The 17,324-nt window shown below is 49.8% G+C and carries 16 protein-coding genes; 9 read left to right on the top strand and 7 right to left on the bottom strand.

All coding sequences use genetic code 11. The features are described 5' to 3' along the window. The first annotated feature begins 267 nt into the window (after nucleotides 1–267). The 8 genes from C7W93_RS16925 to C7W93_RS16890 all read left to right on the top strand — a co-directional run bounded on the left by C7W93_RS16925 (nucleotide 268) and on the right by C7W93_RS16890 (nucleotide 9,172). Entirely contained in the window at nucleotides 268–1,347 is a 1,080-nt protein-coding gene (locus C7W93_RS16925; protein ID WP_225869916.1) for a pilus assembly protein PilM, read from the top strand. Next, on the top strand, nucleotides 1,347–1,949 hold the full coding sequence (locus C7W93_RS16920) for a PilN domain-containing protein (protein ID WP_108441449.1): 603 nt from the start codon (nucleotides 1,347–1,349) through the stop codon (nucleotides 1,947–1,949). Before C7W93_RS16925 ends, C7W93_RS16920 begins: the two co-directional genes overlap by 1 nt. A 29-nt stretch (nucleotides 1,950–1,978) precedes the next feature. Next, on the top strand, nucleotides 1,979–2,632 hold the full coding sequence (locus C7W93_RS16915; RefSeq protein ID WP_108441448.1) for a type 4a pilus biogenesis protein PilO: 654 nt from the start codon (nucleotides 1,979–1,981) through the stop codon (nucleotides 2,630–2,632). After that, entirely contained in the window at nucleotides 2,629–3,177 is a 549-nt protein-coding gene (locus C7W93_RS16910; protein WP_108441447.1) for a pilus assembly protein PilP, read from the top strand. The genes C7W93_RS16915 and C7W93_RS16910 overlap by 4 nt, the downstream gene beginning before the upstream one ends. A gap of 122 nt (nucleotides 3,178–3,299) precedes the next feature. Next, on the top strand, nucleotides 3,300–5,384 hold the full coding sequence (gene pilQ / locus C7W93_RS16905) for a type IV pilus secretin PilQ (RefSeq protein ID WP_201747312.1): 2,085 nt from the start codon (nucleotides 3,300–3,302) through the stop codon (nucleotides 5,382–5,384). Between the two features lie 87 nt (nucleotides 5,385–5,471). After that, complete coding sequence (aroKB, locus tag C7W93_RS16900; RefSeq protein ID WP_108441445.1) at nucleotides 5,472–7,256, top strand: bifunctional shikimate kinase/3-dehydroquinate synthase AroKB; 1,785 nt, start codon at nucleotides 5,472–5,474, stop codon at nucleotides 7,254–7,256. After that, a complete protein-coding gene (locus C7W93_RS16895) occupies nucleotides 7,256–8,416 on the top strand; it encodes a deoxyguanosinetriphosphate triphosphohydrolase (protein WP_108441444.1) in 1,161 nt (386 codons plus the stop codon). Before aroKB ends, C7W93_RS16895 begins: the two co-directional genes overlap by 1 nt. A gap of 57 nt (nucleotides 8,417–8,473) precedes the next feature. Continuing rightward, nucleotides 8,474–9,172, top strand: a complete 699-nt coding sequence (locus tag C7W93_RS16890; protein WP_108441443.1) for a DUF4197 domain-containing protein — start codon at nucleotides 8,474–8,476, stop codon at nucleotides 9,170–9,172. 211 nt (nucleotides 9,173–9,383) lie between these two features. On the opposite strand, the gene hpf is transcribed toward C7W93_RS16890, so the two are convergent. The 7 genes from hpf to C7W93_RS16855 form a co-directional block, all read right to left on the bottom strand. Next, nucleotides 9,384–9,737, bottom strand: a complete 354-nt coding sequence (hpf, locus tag C7W93_RS16885) for a ribosome hibernation-promoting factor, HPF/YfiA family (protein WP_108441442.1) — start codon at nucleotides 9,735–9,737, stop codon at nucleotides 9,384–9,386. Nucleotides 9,738–9,844: 107 nt separating this feature from the next. Next, entirely contained in the window at nucleotides 9,845–11,332 is a 1,488-nt protein-coding gene (locus C7W93_RS16880; protein WP_108441441.1) for an RNA polymerase factor sigma-54, read from the bottom strand. A gap of 35 nt (nucleotides 11,333–11,367) precedes the next feature. Next, nucleotides 11,368–12,120 (bottom strand): LPS export ABC transporter ATP-binding protein, encoded by a 753-nt coding sequence (gene lptB / locus C7W93_RS16875; RefSeq protein WP_108441440.1) that lies wholly within the window; start codon nucleotides 12,118–12,120, stop codon nucleotides 11,368–11,370. A 1-nt stretch (nucleotide 12,121) separates the two neighbouring features. Further along, entirely contained in the window at nucleotides 12,122–12,661 is a 540-nt protein-coding gene (lptA, locus tag C7W93_RS16870) for a lipopolysaccharide transport periplasmic protein LptA (protein ID WP_108441439.1), read from the bottom strand. 78 nt (nucleotides 12,662–12,739) lie between these two features. After that, a complete protein-coding gene (gene lptC, locus C7W93_RS16865) occupies nucleotides 12,740–13,339 on the bottom strand; it encodes an LPS export ABC transporter periplasmic protein LptC (protein WP_108441438.1) in 600 nt (199 codons plus the stop codon). Nucleotides 13,340–13,349: 10 nt separating this feature from the next. Further along, on the bottom strand, nucleotides 13,350–13,916 hold the full coding sequence (locus C7W93_RS16860) for an HAD family hydrolase (protein WP_108441437.1): 567 nt from the start codon (nucleotides 13,914–13,916) through the stop codon (nucleotides 13,350–13,352). After that, the gene (locus tag C7W93_RS16855; RefSeq protein WP_108442185.1) at nucleotides 13,916–14,935 is read right to left on the bottom strand and encodes an SIS domain-containing protein; all 1,020 of its coding nucleotides are present in this window, start codon (nucleotides 14,933–14,935) and stop codon (nucleotides 13,916–13,918) included. Before C7W93_RS16855 ends, C7W93_RS16860 begins: the two co-directional genes overlap by 1 nt. A gap of 329 nt (nucleotides 14,936–15,264) precedes the next feature. Between C7W93_RS16855 and C7W93_RS16850 the strand changes: the two genes are divergently transcribed. Next, nucleotides 15,265–17,253 carry a monovalent cation:proton antiporter family protein gene (locus C7W93_RS16850; RefSeq protein ID WP_108441436.1) on the top strand — a complete coding sequence of 663 codons (1,989 nt, stop codon included), beginning with the start codon at nucleotides 15,265–15,267 and terminating at the stop codon, nucleotides 17,251–17,253. Nucleotides 17,254–17,324: the final 71 nt, after the last annotated feature.

Raw genomic sequence — 17,324 nt, 5'->3', positions numbered from 1 at the left:
TGGCAAATTTCATACAAGAAATAGACAAAAAGCATTACATTGACATTTATTTACCACGATGTGACCGAAATTGGCAATCCGGCAGGGTATAGTTGTTTATAAGTAAATTACTTTGCAGCATCATGTCATTGTTGTTACGATTTCTGAGTGATCGTAAAAGAAAAAATAGGAATGTTTTGTTAATAATTTGGGCTGGCGGAATAGCAATTTAGGCTGTTTGATCAGCGAAATGTTCCCCGCATAAACATGCTCACCGGAGAGATGCTCTTGGTAATAGATCTTGGATCATTATTTGGTAAAAAGAACCCACCGCTGGTAGGGATCGATATCAGTGCATCGAGTGTCAGGCTGGTTGAATTATCAGACGCAGGCAACGATCAGTTAAAGCTGGAACGGTATGCATCGGAGCCCCTGCCGCGTGGCGCTGTCGTAGACGGCAATATCGAAAATATCGAGCAAGTATCGGAAGTGGTGCGGCGGCTTTGGAAAAAAAGCGGTACAAATACACGCAACGTGGCTTTGGGAATGCCCTCGGCATCGGTCATTACTAAAAAGATCATTTTGCCTGGCGGTATGACTGATGACCAACTTGAGTTACAGGTAGAGTCGGAAGCCAGCCAGTACATTCCGTTTGCTCTGGATGAGGTCAGTCTTGATTTTTTTGTCTTAGGACAAGCACCAAATTCTGCTGATGACGTGGAAGTCTTGCTCGCCGCCACCCGTAAGGAAAAGGTCGAAGATCGCGTTGCTGTAGCAGAAGCCGCAGGCTTGAAGCCGATCGTTATGGATATAGAATCCTATGCCGCCCGCGGGGCGATCAATCGCATCATCGCGCAATTACCGCAAGCCGGACAGGGCCAGATGATCGGTCTCTTTCAAATTGGTGCACAAAGTACCTACGTTTCCGCTTTGCTGGATGGCGAACTTGTCTATGAGCGTGAGCAACCTTTTGGCGGCCATCAGCTGACGCAAGACATTGTGCGCGCCTATGGTTTGTCGTATGAAGAAGCCGATGCCAAAAAACGCACTGGCGACTTGCCGGAAAGCTATCAACAAGACGTTCTGAATCCGTTTTTGGAGAGCGCGGCTGTTGAACTGTCCAGAGCGATTCAATTTTTCTTCACTTCAACTCCGTACACGCGTATCGATCAGTTATTTTTGGCCGGCGGCTGCGCGATTATTCCCGGCATGGTGGAAGCCGTTGCCGGGCGCGCCAAAATTTCAACTTCGGTTGTCAGTCCATTCGCGGGGATGCAATTAGCCTCCAGTTTGCGTGAACGGCATCTACGAATTGAAGCGCCTTCTTATTTGGTCGCCTGCGGCTTAGCAATGCGGAGATTTGGCTGATGATCAAGATCAATCTACTACCCCATCGCGAAGAAAAACGTAAGCAGCGGCGTGCCGCCTTTTTCGCTATGTTGGGATTTTCCGGCGTTGTCGGTGTGTTGATAGTGATTTTATTAGGCGCTTATTTTGCGCACAGTATTGCTAATCAAAATGCGCGAAATCACTTTATTCAGCTAGAGAATGTGCGTCTGGATGGCGAAATCAAGGAAATTGTCAGCCTAAGGCAGGATATCGCCTCTCTTAAAGCGCGTCAGCAGGCTGTTGAAAACTTGCAAGGTGATCGCAACCAACCTGTGTATTTGATGGACGAATTGGTGAAACAGGTGCCAGAAGGCATCTATTTGCGTAACTTTAAGCAAGATGGTCAGCGCGTTATTCTGAATGGTTATGCGCAATCAAATGAGCGGGTTTCTGAGCTCTTACGCAACCTTAGTAATAACTCGCCTTGGCTTGAGCGTCCCGACTTGATTGAAATTCGCGCGGCCAGTATCGGTACCGGAAACGACACTAAGCGGGTTTTCGATTTCACCGTCAACGTTGGCATTAAACGTCCGAGTGACAACGTACCCGATACGGCTGACAAAAAAATAGTCGCCAAGTAATAGCGCAGCATTGATATGAGAGATGCACGATGACGGATTTGAAACAGTGGAATGCTGCAATTAATGCGCAGTTTCGCGGGCTAAGCGGGCATCCTGGTCAATGGCCGACCATTCCTCGCAACTTATGCGGGGTTGGCGTGTTATTGGCAGTGATGTTTCTGGGTTGGTTTTTTTATTGGAGTGATCAGCAAACCGATCTCGTCGCTGGTGAGCAACAAGAGTTACAGCTGAAGGACCAATATAAAAGCAAAATTCAGCAGGCGATTAATTTGGATGGTCTGCGCAAACAAAAGAAGCAGGTTGCCGAGTACGTTATTACCCTCGAAAAGCAATTGCCGAGCAAAGCTGAAATGGATGCATTGTTATCTGATATTAATCAGGCGGGTTTGGGCAGGGGACTACAGTTTGAGTTGTTCAAGCCGGGCCAGGTCGTCGTAAAAGATTACTACGCGGAGCTGCCCATCGATATCAAAGTCACTGGCGGTTACCACGACGTTGGTTCCTTCACCAGCGATATTGCCAATCTGCCACGTATCGTCACGCTGAATAACATGAATCTGAGTACCGGCAAGGATGGCACATTGACATTGGAGGCGGTCGCTAAAACTTTCCGTTACCTTGATCCGGAGGAAGTGGCAGCGCAACGTAAAGCCAATGATGGTAAGTCGAAGGAGGCAAAATGATTGCCCCTCCTATCGGTCGGCTGGCCCGGATTTTCGCCACTGTATTGCTGGTTTCCACCTTATTTGGTTGTGGCAATAGCGATGAAACAGAGATTAAAGAGTGGATGACGGAAGTCAAAGTCCATACGCATGTATTTATTCCGCAATTGACAGAGCCGAAAAAATTTATTCCTTTTGCTTATGCCGGCAAAACCAGCATTGACCCGTTTAATGCGAACAAGCTTCTGGTGGCATTGGCAAAAATGCAGGGGAACGGTAGCGGTCTTAAGCCGAATCTTGAGCGTCGACGGGAAGCTTTGGAAAGCTATCCGCTGGATACAGTCAAGATGGTCGGTACTTTACAAAAAGTTGGCTTGAGCTATGCGTTGCTGCAAATCGATAAAACGGTATTTCCCGTGAAAGTCGGCAACTATGTCGGTCAGAATTTCGGCATGGTGACGAGCATCAACGAGACCGAGGTAAATTTGAAAGAAATCGTACAAGATGCGTCCGGCGAATGGGTCGAGCGTGAAGCCAAGTTAGCATTGCAGGAGAGCACAAAATGAGCGCAGTAAAGGGGATAACAACGGCAGTATTCAGAGCGCCATTCGCCTGCCTGAACATAATTCGTCACAGAGTATTGAAGGTGGCGGCACTGGTTTTGTTGGTCGTGTGTGGACATTCGGCAATGGCAGATACGAATGCCATTACGTCAATTAGTGCGAACCATCAAGGCAGCAATACGATTGTGACGATACATCTTAAAAATGCGCCGACCGCCTTACCGACCGGGTTTGCGATAATCAATCCTGCCCGTATCGCGTTAGATTTTCCAGGTATGGCGAATGCGACCGGCAAGACAATGCAAGATGTCAGTTTAGGCGACGTGCGCAATGTTATTGTCGCCCAGAATGATGATCGTACGCGTCTGGTCATCAATCTCTCGCGGTCGCTCAATTACGCTATGACGATCGATGGTAGCGCGGTCGTTGTCACGATTGATGGCTCGGGTGGCGTTGCCACTGCTGTCAGTGCTGCGGGTGCCCCGATTATTTCTCCTGCGCCGATTCCTTCTGATTCCGCTCTTACATCTGCGGTAGCTGCGCCCAACCCACCTGCGGTAGCCTATTCCTCTAAAGATACGCAAGACAGCAAACCAGCGCTACGAGATATCGATTTCCGTCGCGGTACCGCTGGCGAAGGCCGTATTGTGATCGACCTGCCAAGCAAGCAAGTAGTGGTCAACGTGCGTCAACAAGGACAATCGGTTGTGGTTGATTTCCTTAAGACAAGTTTGCCGGCAACGTTGCGTCGCAAGCTAGATGTGGGTGATTTCGGTACACCGGTGCGTACCATCACTACTATGCAGCAGGGCGAAAATGTCCGGATGGTGATTGAACCGAAAGGACTGTGGGAGCACAGCGCCTATCAAAGCGACTCCCAATTGGTGATTGAGGTCAAGCCAATCAAGGAGCAGCCCAATAAATTAGGTCAAGGTGTACAGAATTATCGTGGGGATAAGCTATCGCTGAATTTTCAAAATATCGAAGTCCGCGCAGTATTGCAGGTAATTGCTGATTTTACCGGGCTGAATATTATTACCAGCGATACCGTTAGTGGCAATTTGACGTTGCGCCTAAAAGACGTGCCATGGGATCAAGCGCTGGATATTGTCCTGCAAGCCAAAGGTCTGGACATGCGCAAGAATGGTTCAGTAGTCTGGATTGCGCCGAAAGACGAATTGCTCACCAAAGAGAAGCTAGAGCTGGAACAACGTGCGTTAATTGCTGATCTCGAGCCTTTGCGGACCGAATCGTTTCAGTTGAATTATCAAAAAGCAGAAGCATTCAAAAAAGTCTTTGGCATCAATGATGATGGCAGTACTGTCGGCGATAAAAAGAATAGCATCTTGTCGAAGCGTGGCAGTGCCGTTATCGATCCACGCACGAATCAATTGTTTATTACCGATACGCCAACCGTATTGGAAAATATTCGTACCCTGGTCACAAAAATCGACATTGCCTCTCGCCAGGTATTGATTGAGGCACGGATGGTCGAGGCGAATGACGGATTTAGTCGCAATCTCGGGGCTAAACTTGGATTTGGCTTTACCAGCGCCAACGTCGCCGCCGGTGGTCAGCAAGTCGCATCAGTAAGCGGTGCGCCGACTCTTGGCCAAAGCGCTGTGAATTTACCCGCCTCTCCTGCCAGTGGAACAGCAGGCTCGGTTGCGCTGACACTTTTTAATTCCGCTGCGTCTAAATTTATCAGTCTCGAATTGTCTGCGCTCGAAGCCGATGGACAAGGAAAAATTATTTCGAGTCCACGTGTTGTGACTGCCGATCAGCAAAAAGCATTGATAGAGCAGGGTACAGAGATTCCTTATCAAAGTGCTACCAGCAGTGGTGCAACGTCGGTTGAATTCAAGAAGGCAAATCTGAAGCTGGAAGTTACGCCGCAAATTACACCGGATGGCAATGTTATTTTGACCGTCGATGTGACCAATGACAGCGTTGGCGTGGTGGTGCCGGGCGGTGTATCAATCAATACGAAACACGTTCAAACTCAGGTTCAGGTTGAAAATGGCGGAACGGTTGTGATTGGCGGTATTTACACCCAGACAATTTCTAATGATGTTAATAAAGTGCCACTGCTTGGAGATATTCCGATTCTGGGTTATCTTTTCAAACAAAGTGCAGTTGTTAACAAAAGAACTGAGTTATTGATTTTTCTGACACCTAAAGTTGTTGTAGACCGGATCGCTGGACGCTAGCCATTAGCTGCTAGTCGCAAAGACGCCGGTCACCTGCCGGTGTCTGTATTTGCGAAAAAGGTTAAGTGGTGAAATGGGTCGGTGTACATGAAAGGCAATATCATTCTGGTCGGCCTGATGGGTTCAGGCAAGACTACGGTTGGCCGCGCTCTGGCGAAGAAATTAAATAAATTATTTATCGACTCGGACCACGAAATCGAAGCGCGTTCTGGCGCTTCGATTCCGCTGATTTTTGAGATTGAAGGCGAGCCCAGTTTTCGCCAACGTGAAGCGGAAGTTATCCGGGATATTACTGCGCGTCAGAACATTGTGCTGGCGACTGGTGGCGGGGCGATCTTAAATCCGGATAATCGGGCTTCGTTGAAAAGTTGTGGCACTGTTATTTATTTGCGTGCTAGTGTCCATCATATTCTGCAACGCACCGGGCGCGATAAAAATCGGCCCTTATTGCAAACTGCAGATCCCCGCAAATTACTTGAAGAGTTAACGCGTCAGCGTGATCCGCTCTATCGTGAAATTGCCGATATCATCGTCGATACCGGACGGCCTAACGTACAATTTCTGGTGCACAGTATTTTGTCTCAATTAGATATGACGCCGACGCCTGTCGATACGTCTTTCAATGCGTCAACGGATACGCTAAAAGAGTCTGCTCAGAGCAGCAACCACATTCCCATTAAATTTACTATGAATCAGCAGAACCAGCCGACGCAGCAATCTCCATTCAATTCGCCGCTTGGCGCAACAGCATTCACATCAACGATTAGTCTGCGAGTGGAATTGGGTGAGCGTAGTTATCCAATAGAAATTGGGCAAGCGTTGATAACGGATAGCGAACGCGTTGCGCGCCTGATCTCCGGCAAACATGTTGTCATTGTTACCAATACTGTTGTCGCCCCGTTATATCTGGGGATGTTGCGTGCTACTTTACTGGCCGCCGGGAAGAAGGTGATCGAGATCATCTTGCCGGATGGAGAAGAGGAAAAAAACTGGGCCAACTTAATGGTCATTTTTGATCGTTTGCTGACTGAAAAATGCGATCGAAAAACAACCCTGATCGCACTGGGCGGTGGCGTCATTGGTGACCTGACCGGTTACGCTGCTTCAGCCTATATGCGCGGCGTACCTTTCGTACAAATCCCAACGACTTTACTGGCGCAGGTTGATTCTTCCGTCGGTGGGAAAACCGGTATTAATCATCCGCTTGGCAAAAACATGATCGGCGCGTTTTACCAGCCACAGGCAGTCATTGCTGACATTTTGACATTGCAAACATTGCCCGAGCGGGAATTATCCGCAGGTCTGGCAGAAGTGATTAAATACGGCGCGGTGATCGATCCTGTGTTCTTTGACTGGCTGGAAGCAAATATCGATAAATTGATGGCGCGTGATGGCGCTGCTTTGGCCTATGCCATTCAGCGCTCCTGCGAAATCAAGGCTGATGTAGTGCGACAAGATGAGCGCGAAGGCGGTTTGCGGGCGATCCTGAATTTTGGACATACTTTCGGCCATGCGATTGAATCCGGCCTTGGGTACGGGGTATGGCTGCACGGTGAGGCGGTGGGTTGCGGCATGATCATGGCGGCGGACTTGTCGTATCGCCTTGGTTATATTGATGCACAGGCGCGTGACCGCGTTAGCGCATTGATACAGGCTGCCGGTCTACCGACGGTGGCACCTGATCTGGGTACTGCTCGCTGGCTTGAGTTGATGCAAATCGACAAGAAAAACGAAGGCGGACAAATCAAATTTATTTTGATGAAACAACTAGGCGGATCATTAATTACTACCGCTCCTCAGGATGCCTTATTGGCAACGATACTGGCGACCATAGCCGAACCCATCCAACCTTTATCTGCCCCACAACCATAATGAATACAGAAGCGTCCCTCGCCCCGTATGCTGCCCATTCAGCGACATCGCGAGGACGCTTGTTCGACGAAGATGCGCCCAATACCCGGACCCAATTTCAGCGCGACCGGGATCGCATCGTACATTGCACGGCTTTTCGCCGACTTGAATATAAGACGCAGGTATTCGTCAATCATGAAGGCGATCTGTTCCGTACACGTTTGACTCACAGCATAGAAGTTGCGCAAATCGCGCGTTCGATTGCCCGTAATTTGCAATTGAATGAAGATTTGGTCGAGGCAATTTCACTTGCGCATGATCTGGGGCATACGCCCTTTGGGCATGCAGGGCAAGACGCGTTAAATGCCTGTATGACAAATTTTGGTGGCTTCGAACATAACTTGCAAAGCTTGCGGCTGGTCGACAAGCTCGAGCAACGCTATGGCGCATTCGACGGTTTGAATCTGATGTTTGAAACCCGCGAGGGCATACTCAAACATTGTTCCAATGCCAATGCCAAAAAACTAGGCGATATTGGGCAGCGCTTTATCCAGCGCAAACAACCGACGCTGGAAGCGCAGGTTGCTAATTTGGCGGATGAAATTGCCTACAATAATCACGATATTGATGATGGTCTGCGTTCCGGATTATTGACGCTCGAACAAATGATGGAAATCGATTTCTTTGCGCGCCATAGCCATGAAGTTGAAAAAACGTTTCTTGGATTACGTGGGCGACGCGCTATCAATGAAACAGTGCGGCGAATGATTAACGCTTTGATTAACGATTTAATCGACACCTCACGCCAACGGATTTTGGCCGCTGCGCCGTTAACCGTTGAAGACGTGCGAGATGCTGCGCCACTAATCGCATTTTCGGATGCAATGGCGGCTGAGGCGGCTGCATTAAAGCGCTTTTTACGCGAAAATCTTTATCGTCATTATCTTGTGAATCGCATGACTGCTAAGGCGCGGCGCATTGTGGTCGAGCTGTTTGATTGTTTTGTGGGTGAACCGAATTTGCTGCCGCCGGACTATCAATTAACGCCATCAACCTTGCAACATCCAGACGGCGCACAACTACAAGCGCGACAGGTTGCCGACTATATTGCCGGCATGACCGACCGTTATGCCATCCGCGAACACCGACGTTTATTTCTGGTCGATGAGGGTCATCTGTAATTGTTGCCGTGGCGATAATTCAGACGCGGGTTATTCAACTTTTTTAAGGAGTCATCCATGAAATTTCACTTCCAACCCGTTTGTAGTCTGGGTTTGATCGGCGCTCTCATTTCTTCTACTGCATTTGCATTTTCTTTAGCCGATTTGAGCAATCAGGATGCCAGTTCTGGATTGAAGGCGGCACTGGATAAAGGTGCAACTGTTGCGGTCTCTAAACTCGGTGTTGAAAATGGATTTTTGAATAACGATAAAGTAAAAATTGGATTACCAGGCGTGTTGGAGCAGGCGCGTCCGCTCTTGAGAATGACAGGGAAAGGGCAGCAATTGGATGATTTGGTTTTGTCGATGAATCATGCGGCAGAATCCGCCGTGCCACTGGCTAAACCTTTGCTATTGAATGCAGTGAAATCGATGTCGATCACGGACGCAAAAAATATTTTGAGTGGCGGTGAGACATCGGTGACGGATTTTTTCAAGCAGAAAACGGCGGCACCTCTGGAAGTGAAATTTTTGCCGATAGTGAAAAAAATTACAGACCAGAATGGCGTCTCAGCACAATATAACGCAACGATGGGCATGGTCAGTAAAACAGGATTAGTGCCAGGGCAGGCCGCCACGGTTGAGGGCTACGTCACTCAACGTGCACTGGATGGTTTGTTTTATATGATCGGGGAAGAAGAGAAGGCGATTCGTCGCGATCCGGTTGGCGCGGGAAGTGCCATTATTGGCAAGGTATTTGGTGCACTGAAACAGTAATCCGGCTGCCAGAGAAATGAAAGCCTCATTGATGAGATGAGGCTAAACAATCAGCAAAAAAATCATGCTGAAAATTATCCAAATAATATAGGTAATTAAAGTGATTTTCCAATAACAAAGGGCGCATTAACTGCGCCCTTGCTCGTTTGTCAGTTTAGTATTTTCTCAATGATTCTTGAGACACACTTGCATTGACTTAGACCTCACAACATTACGTAGCCGGGATAGGTGCATCCTCGGGCAAATGTTTAATCGCGGAATGTTGGTGGTTCTGCAGTTTATCCTTATATTTAATTACTTGACGATCAAGCTTGTCGATCAGCAAGTCAATGGCGGCGTAAAGGTCATGCGCAATGCTTTCAGCATGCAGGTCTTTGCCTTTTACGCGCAAATTAATTTCGGCTTTCTGGCGTTTTTCTTTCTCTGTGATTTTGTCGATAGTCAGGATCACACTAATATCTATGACCTGATCGAAATGGCGCTTGATACGCTCCAATTTGCTTAGCACGTGTTCGCGAATGGCGGGAGTTACGTCGAGGTGATGCCCACTAATTGTGAAATTCATACAGCGCTCCTATGAAGTATGTCGTTGGCGGTTCGGACTTGGGATGATCAATTCATTATGAATCGGTCAGTCAGGACACAGCGACGGTTGTGCATACATACAAACAGCTAAAGAGATTTACGCAAATTGACTGGCGGAATTCTTAATGCTTCGCGATATTTTGCGACCGTACGACGTGCAACTACCATACCTTGTTCCGCGAGCATATCGGCAATCTTGCTGTCAGAGAAAGGACTTTTAGAATCTTCCGCTCCTATCAGTTGTTTGATTAACGCCCGTATCGCTGTAGAGGAAGCCTCTCCACCTGCCTCTGTAGCAACATGGCTACCGAAGAAATACTTTAATTCGAACATCCCGTGAGGGGTGAGCATGTATTTCTGAGTGGTCACACGAGAGATAGTACTTTCGTGTAATCCTAGTGTATCAGCTATTTCGCGCAACACAAGCGGCCGCATCGCGACCGCGCCGTGTGAGAAGAAATTCCGTTGACGTTCTACAATTGCTTGCGCCACGCGCAGGATGGTATCGAAGCGTTGACGCATATTTTTGATCAACCACTTCGCCTCTTGCAACTGCGATCCCAGCGATCCTTCGCTTTTACCTTGCTTCAGAATATTGGCATAGAGGGCGTTTACACGCAGTCTTGGCATAACGTCATTATTAAGCATGACTTGCCAACCATTTTTTGTACGTCTGACAATCACGTCCGGCACCACATAATCCGAGGCGCTGCCCGCAAAAGTAGCGCCTGGATGAGGATTGCATTGCTTGATAACTACTTGTGCTTCACGTAAATCTTCGTCGTCGCAATCGAGCGCTTTTTTGATTTTATTAAAATCGCGTTGTGCAAATAAGGCCAGATAATCTTGCACAATAATTAATGCCAGACGACGTGTGACGAAAGCTACTTTCGGAAATGCTTTAATTTGCAGAGATAGACATTCGGCAGCATTGCGAGCACCCACACCAGTCGGGTCAAAGCTCTGCACCATCTTCAGAGCCATTGATAGCTCTTCGACTTCGATGTCTAATTCCTCTGGAAGACGGGCATGAATATCTTCCAGCGGCTCTTCCAGATAACCATTCTCGTCCAGCGCATCGATGATTAATTCGATCAATGCGCGGTCGCGATGCTGATCCACAGTTTCACGCATTTGCTTCAGCAAATGTTCGCGCAAGGTCGTTTCATAAGCTTCCAACTGCGGCCTGGCATCTTCGTCGTCCGGGGCTTTGGAAGTGCGCGCAACGTCGTCGAAACTCCATTCGCTGTCATTGTTAGCGCTGTCCTGGCTATTGTCGCCAGCCTCTTGAGTTTCACCGCCGCCTTCCGGCTCTGTTGGTGAACTGCTGACTTCACTATCGCCGGTTGGTGCATCCATCGTCGAAGCCGTCGAGTTGATTGCGCCGTCCGCTAACAACCTGACAGAGTTATCAAGAGGGTCGTCAAGCCGTTCCAGCAACGGATTGTCCGAGAGGATGTGTTCCAGTTCCTGATGCAGTTCCAGCGTAGACAATTGCAACAATCGTATAGATTGCTGCAACTGTGGTGTCAGCGCCAGATGTTGCGAGGTGCGGAGTTGGAGGGATTGTTTCATGTGTGCTGGGGATTCCTCAGTATTCCTGTATTCAGTTACATGCGGAAATGTTCACCCAGATAAACGCGTCGCACCGATTCGTTGGCGATGATGTCGTCTGGACTGCCGCTGGCCAGCACGCTACCCTGGTTGATGATGTACGCCCGGTCACAAATGCCGAGCGTTTCCCGCACGTTATGGTCGGTAATCAGGACGCCGATCCCACGCTCTTTCAAGAATCGCACGATGCGCTGAATTTCGATTACGGCAATCGGATCTATCCCTGCGAATGGCTCATCGAGCAATACGAAACGGGGATTGGTGGCTAAAGCGCGGGCGATTTCTACGCGACGGCGCTCACCACCAGATAACGACAAAGCCTGGTTTTCGCGCAGTTTATCGATTTGCAATTCTTGCAGCAGTGATTCCAGCTTGTCCGAGATTTGTTGTTTGGTGAGCGGCACGCCGTCTGGACGCTGAAGCTCGAGCACAGCCCGGATATTGTCTTCTACCGTAAGTTTGCGAAATACCGATGCTTCTTGCGGTAAATAGGACAGACCGAGCACGGCACGTTGATGAATAGGCAAGCGCGAGATATCCACGCCATCCAGATCAATTGCGCCGCCATCCGACGGCACCAAGCCCACAATCATATAAAACGAGGTCGTTTTACCGGCACCGTTGGGGCCCAGTAATCCAACCACCTCGCCATTTTTGACATTCAGGGAAACATCGCGGACAACCTGCCGCGCACCATAACTTTTTTGCAAGCCTTTGACAATCAGCGTACTCGAATTAATCGCCGTCATCTTACTTCCCCTTCGGTTGGATGACCGCTTTGATGCGTCCGCTACCGGGCTGACTTGTGCCAGACGCGTTGTTATTCACCGAGTAGAATTCAGCGCGACTATCGTAGGAAATGAACTCGCCGTTCACGACATCGGTAGGTTTTGTGCCTTGCAAGCGCCGCATTTGCGCTTTAGAAAATAATTTTACGATTTCAGTTTTATCGTCGTATTCGATACGCTCTGCTTCGCCGTCAATCCATAAATCCGGACCGCCATCGCGTTTCTGGCGGAACGTTGCCAGTCCGCCCGGTGCTGCATATAACGTTGCGAATTGGTAGCCGGATGGGTCGGTTGTCACGACCACTTTATCGGCCTTCATCACCAGCGTACCGCGCGTCAAAATAACTTTTCCAGTAAATATCTTGACCTGCTTCACGTCATCCAAAGTGAACGTGTTTGCTTCGACATTCGATGGTTTATCTGCATCCGCTTTCTCGGCGCGCGCACCCGACATCAATGTCAGTTGCAATGCCAGTAGCGATAAAAAAAGAATACGTTTCATAAAAATCCTGAATCCTGAAAAAGGAATAACGGGGATAACGGCACAGGGCACGATCCGGGGTGGCTGTGGGATTGATGCCTAAGGTTGGCGCGGTGTTGCGCGATAGGTGCCACGTACATTGCTCAGTAAACGCAATTCCAGCGTTGCGTTGTTAGCATACATGCCGGTGCCGTTCATTTTCGACTGGTCGATTGTAATCTGGACCGGTTTGTCACTAGTAATGATGTCATCGTCAGGCAGCAGTTGCAGATACTCGGACTGCAAATGTAATTTCGACGATTTCGGTGTTGCAAGGCGATCAGCGGTGACATTGCCATACATATTCACCTTGCTATTATTGTCTTCAATTTTGGCCGTATTCGAGCGCAAGGTCATCGGCGGTTTGGCTTTATCCAGGCTATGGATCACCGGCAAATTGACGTTATAGGAATCGTCGGCAGGATTATGCGTCAGGCGCTGGCCCGAGATGTTGTAGCGTGGCTGACCATTCAACGCCAATTGCACATAATTAAAATTTTCGACGTAATAATCAGGCGCAACACGCGGCGCATTGGGCAACATTTTTTCAGTGCTCTTATTCATTACTTCCATGATCCAGAAGCTGCCCAGCGCAAGCGCGATGCACAGCGCCAGCAGCAACATGAAACGGAGGCGGAAAGTTGACCGCAGGTTTTTCATAAAACTCTCATCACGCAGAAATTCCGCTTAAATACGGCGCCAGTGCAGCATCGTATTTGTCTTGCGCACGTAAAATTAAATCGCATACTTCTCGCGCCGCCCCATGGCCGCCACTGGCTTGCGTGACATAGTGCACCCGTGATTTGACTTCGGCATGGCCATTCTGAACACTGACGGCGAAACCGGCGCGCAACAAAATCGGCAGATCAATAATATCGTCGCCGATAAAGCCACATACATCCGGCGTTAGATTTGTGTCGGTTAATAATTTCAGGAATGCTGCATATTTGTCGTGCACGCCCTGATGGACATGCGTGATACCCAGATCGCTTGCACGACGGCTGACAATGGCCGAAGACCGTGCACTGATAATTGCGGTGGCAATGCCCGCCTGCTGCAACAGTTTGATGCCTAAGCCATCTAAGACATTAAAGCGTTTTAACGCTTCACCGTCCGCACCAAACACCAAGCCGCCATCGGTCAACACACCATCGACGTCAAAAATCATCAAGCGCACTTGCGCTGCACGCGCATTTACTGCTGCGGGTACGCTGATGGTGTTTCCGGCAGCAGTCATCAAATTACCTTTGCGCGGGTCAGGTCGTGAATATGTAGCGCACCCACTAGCTTACCGTCGGCATCGGCCACCAGCAATTGATTGATACGGAACTCTTCCATGATCTGCACTGCGTCAACGGCCAATTGATCCGGGCCGATAGTGCGCGGGTTAATGTGCATCACATCGGCGATGGTCAGTTTTGAGAAATCTTGCACATGTTCGATCAAACGGCGCAAATCGCCATCGGTAAACACGCCTACAGGATGAAATTTGTCGTCGACTATCGCCGTCATGGCGAGGCCTTTACGGGTAATTTCGAGTAATGCGGCTGATAATGACACCTCAGCAGTCACGGCAGGAATCGCATCGCCACTACGCATGACATCGCGCACATGGGTCAGTAAACGTCGGCCAAGTGCGCCGCCAGGATGGGATCGCGCAAAGTCTTCTTCGCGAAATCCGCGTGCATCCAGCAAAGCCACCGCCAACGCATCACCCAGCGCCAATGTGGCGGTAGTGCTTGCGGTTGGTGCCAAATTCAATGTGCAGGCTTCTTTATCCACCTTGACGTTGAGATGGACGGTCGCCAGTTGCGCCAGGCCTGATTCGTCATTGCCGGTCATCGCGATTAAGGTCGCGCCCATGCGTTTGACGATCGGCACGATTGCCATCAATTCTGCGGTTTCGCCAGAGTTGGAAATGGCAATAAAAGCATCATGTTCTGTCACCATGCCGAGATCGCCATGGGCGGCTTCAGCGGGGTGAATGAACAATGCAGGCGTTCCGGTCGAGGCTAATGTAGAGGCGATTTTGCGTGCAATATGGCCGGATTTTCCGATTCCTGAGACGACGACGCGGCCGCTACAGTTCAATAGCAGTCCAACCGCTTGTGCGAAGGGCGCTTCGGGATTATCAGAAATACGATTTTTCAGAGCGAGAATGGCGTCAGCTTCGATTTGCAGCGTTTGACGTGCAAGCTCTAGCGCGCGGAGGGCGTTAAAAGATTTTGGCAAGATTTTGGCATCGGTTAAACTCATCCCGAAAGTATAAACGAATTCGCAAAGCAAAAAACTTGCCAGTTTTATTCTGGTGCAATTAATCTATCTATGGCAAAGCGGGCATGCCCTTATTTAGGGCGGAGCCGATCAGGCAGAAGATGGCGAAAGCGGTGGCTTAGGCAATATTTCACTGAATTTTCGGTTAAATAGTCCCACTATTGATCAAAAAACCCGCAAAATCCGAGGTGGAGCAGGGATTTTTTGCTGTGAACTTTTGCAGCACCGCGCCACCAATCTAAGAAACCAAGCGTTGGAAGTCATGTCGCAAAACCGCACGTTGTTGTGGATTAACTACGAATTGAACGCAAATGCTTTCTGGATTAGAACTCACTATTTTGTTACTCGGGTCCGCGGTGCTCGGCGTCGTGGCTTTTCGCATGCTCCACCTGCCGCCCATGCTGGGCTATCTGACGGTGGGGATTGTGATTGGTCCCTACGCGCTTGGGTTTGCTGAAGACAACGCAACGACGCATGCGTTAGCCGAATTTGGCGTCGTGTTTTTGATGTTTTCGATTGGCCTTGAGTTTTCGCTCTCCAAATTATCGGCGATGCGCCGTATCGTATTTGGACTAGGCATGGCGCAGGTATTGTTGACGATAGGCGCGGCGATGCTGTTCGGCTGGCTGGTCGCTTACCTGTTGCCGCAACTCACCAACATTAGCTGGCAAGCAGCGTTTGCCCTCGGTGCGGCCTTGACAATGTCTTCAACCGCCATCGTCTCGAAGCTATTGACCGAACGGCTGGAACTGGAGAGCGAACACGGTCGTCGCATTATTGGCATTTTGCTATTTCAGGATCTGGCGTTGGTGCCGTTGCTGATCATTGTTCCCGCGCTGGCAAAGGATTCCGGCAACCTGGTGGCGACGCTCGGTTGGGCCAGCGCTAAGGCAGTCGTCGTTTTAGTGCTGCTGCTATTCCTCGGACAAAAACTCATGCGTGGCTGGTTCCAAATTGTGGTCCGGCGCCGTTCGCAAGAGTTGTTCATGCTTAACTTGCTGCTGATAACGCTAGGCGCCGCCTGGATTACCGAACGCGCCGGTCTCTCGCTGGCGCTGGGCGCGTTCATCGCAGGCATGCTGATTTCAGAAACTGAATACAAACATCAGGTAGAAGAAGACATCAAATCATTCCGCGATGTCTTGCTTGGTCTGTTTTTTATCACCATCGGGATGCTGCTAAACGTCCGTCTGGTTATTGAGCACTGGTGGCTAGTTTTGCTACTGCTGGCGGGTCCGGTCTTCTTGAAATTCGTCCTGATTGCAGCGCTGGCAAAAATTTTCGGCTCTTCTACCGGTGTCGCGTTGCGGACCGGTTTGGCGCTCGCACAAGCGGGGGAATTTGGCTTTGTTCTGTTGAGTCAGGCGGGCGGCTTGCATTTGATGGATCCTTTGTTGATCCAGTTAATTTTGGCATCGATGGTGCTTTCGATGCTGGCAGCGCCGTTTATTTTGAATAACGCAGACGCCATCGTCATGAAGCTCTCTGCCAACGAATGGATGATGCAATCGTTGCAATTGACGCAATTGGCAACGCGCACAATGGCGACGCAGAAACACGTCATCATCGCTGGGTTTGGCCGCAGCGGACAAAGTCTGGCGACCTTGCTGGAAGAGGAGGGCATTAGTTACCACGCTCTTGATCTCGATCCTGACCGCGTCATTGAGGCACGGGCTGGTGGGGCGCAGGTTTCGTATGGCGATGCTTCGCGTCGCGAAAGTCTGGTAGCCGCAGGTATACATCGGGCCGCAGCGTTGGTGATCACCTACGCCAGCACGCCCTCGGCGTTACGGGTGCTGCACCATGTTCATGAATTGGCGCCATCATTGCCGGTCATCGTGCGCAGCTATGACGACACCGATCTGGATAAATTGCGTGCCGCAGGTGCAGCCGAAGTCGTGCCCGAGGCGCTAGAAGGCAGCCTAATGCTGGCGTCGCACGCATTGGTCATGCTGGGCGTGCCGTTGCGACGCGTAGTCCATCGCGTGCAAGCTTCGCGCGATGAACGGTACGCCTCATTGCGGGGCTATTTCCACGGCGCTGGCGATACAAGTGACATTGAAGATTATTTGCAAGAGCGTTTGCATTCGGTCACGTTGCCAGACGGCGCGAAGGCGATCGGCAAGTCACTGGCCGCGCTGGATTTAACCAAAATTGGGGCAGAAGTCAGCAGCGTCCGGCGCGGCAGAGGGCGTATTGATATTAGTCCGCAGACAGTGTTGCAAGGCGGCGATATTGTCATTTTGCGGGGTGCGGCAGAAGGCATTGCGAAGGCGGAAGAGCGCCTATTTAGTGGCTGATCGCAAAGGATCACCGTTTGTTTTGTTATATTTTTGACTCTTTTTGAATCTGCTCTGACTTGTTCGTCGTA

The sequence above is a fragment of the Glaciimonas sp. PCH181 genome, assembly GCF_003056055.1.
Taxonomy (GTDB): domain Bacteria; phylum Pseudomonadota; class Gammaproteobacteria; order Burkholderiales; family Burkholderiaceae_D; genus Glaciimonas.
The sequence above is the reverse complement of the archived record's forward strand: the minus strand, read 5'-3'. Positions and strand labels throughout refer to the sequence as shown.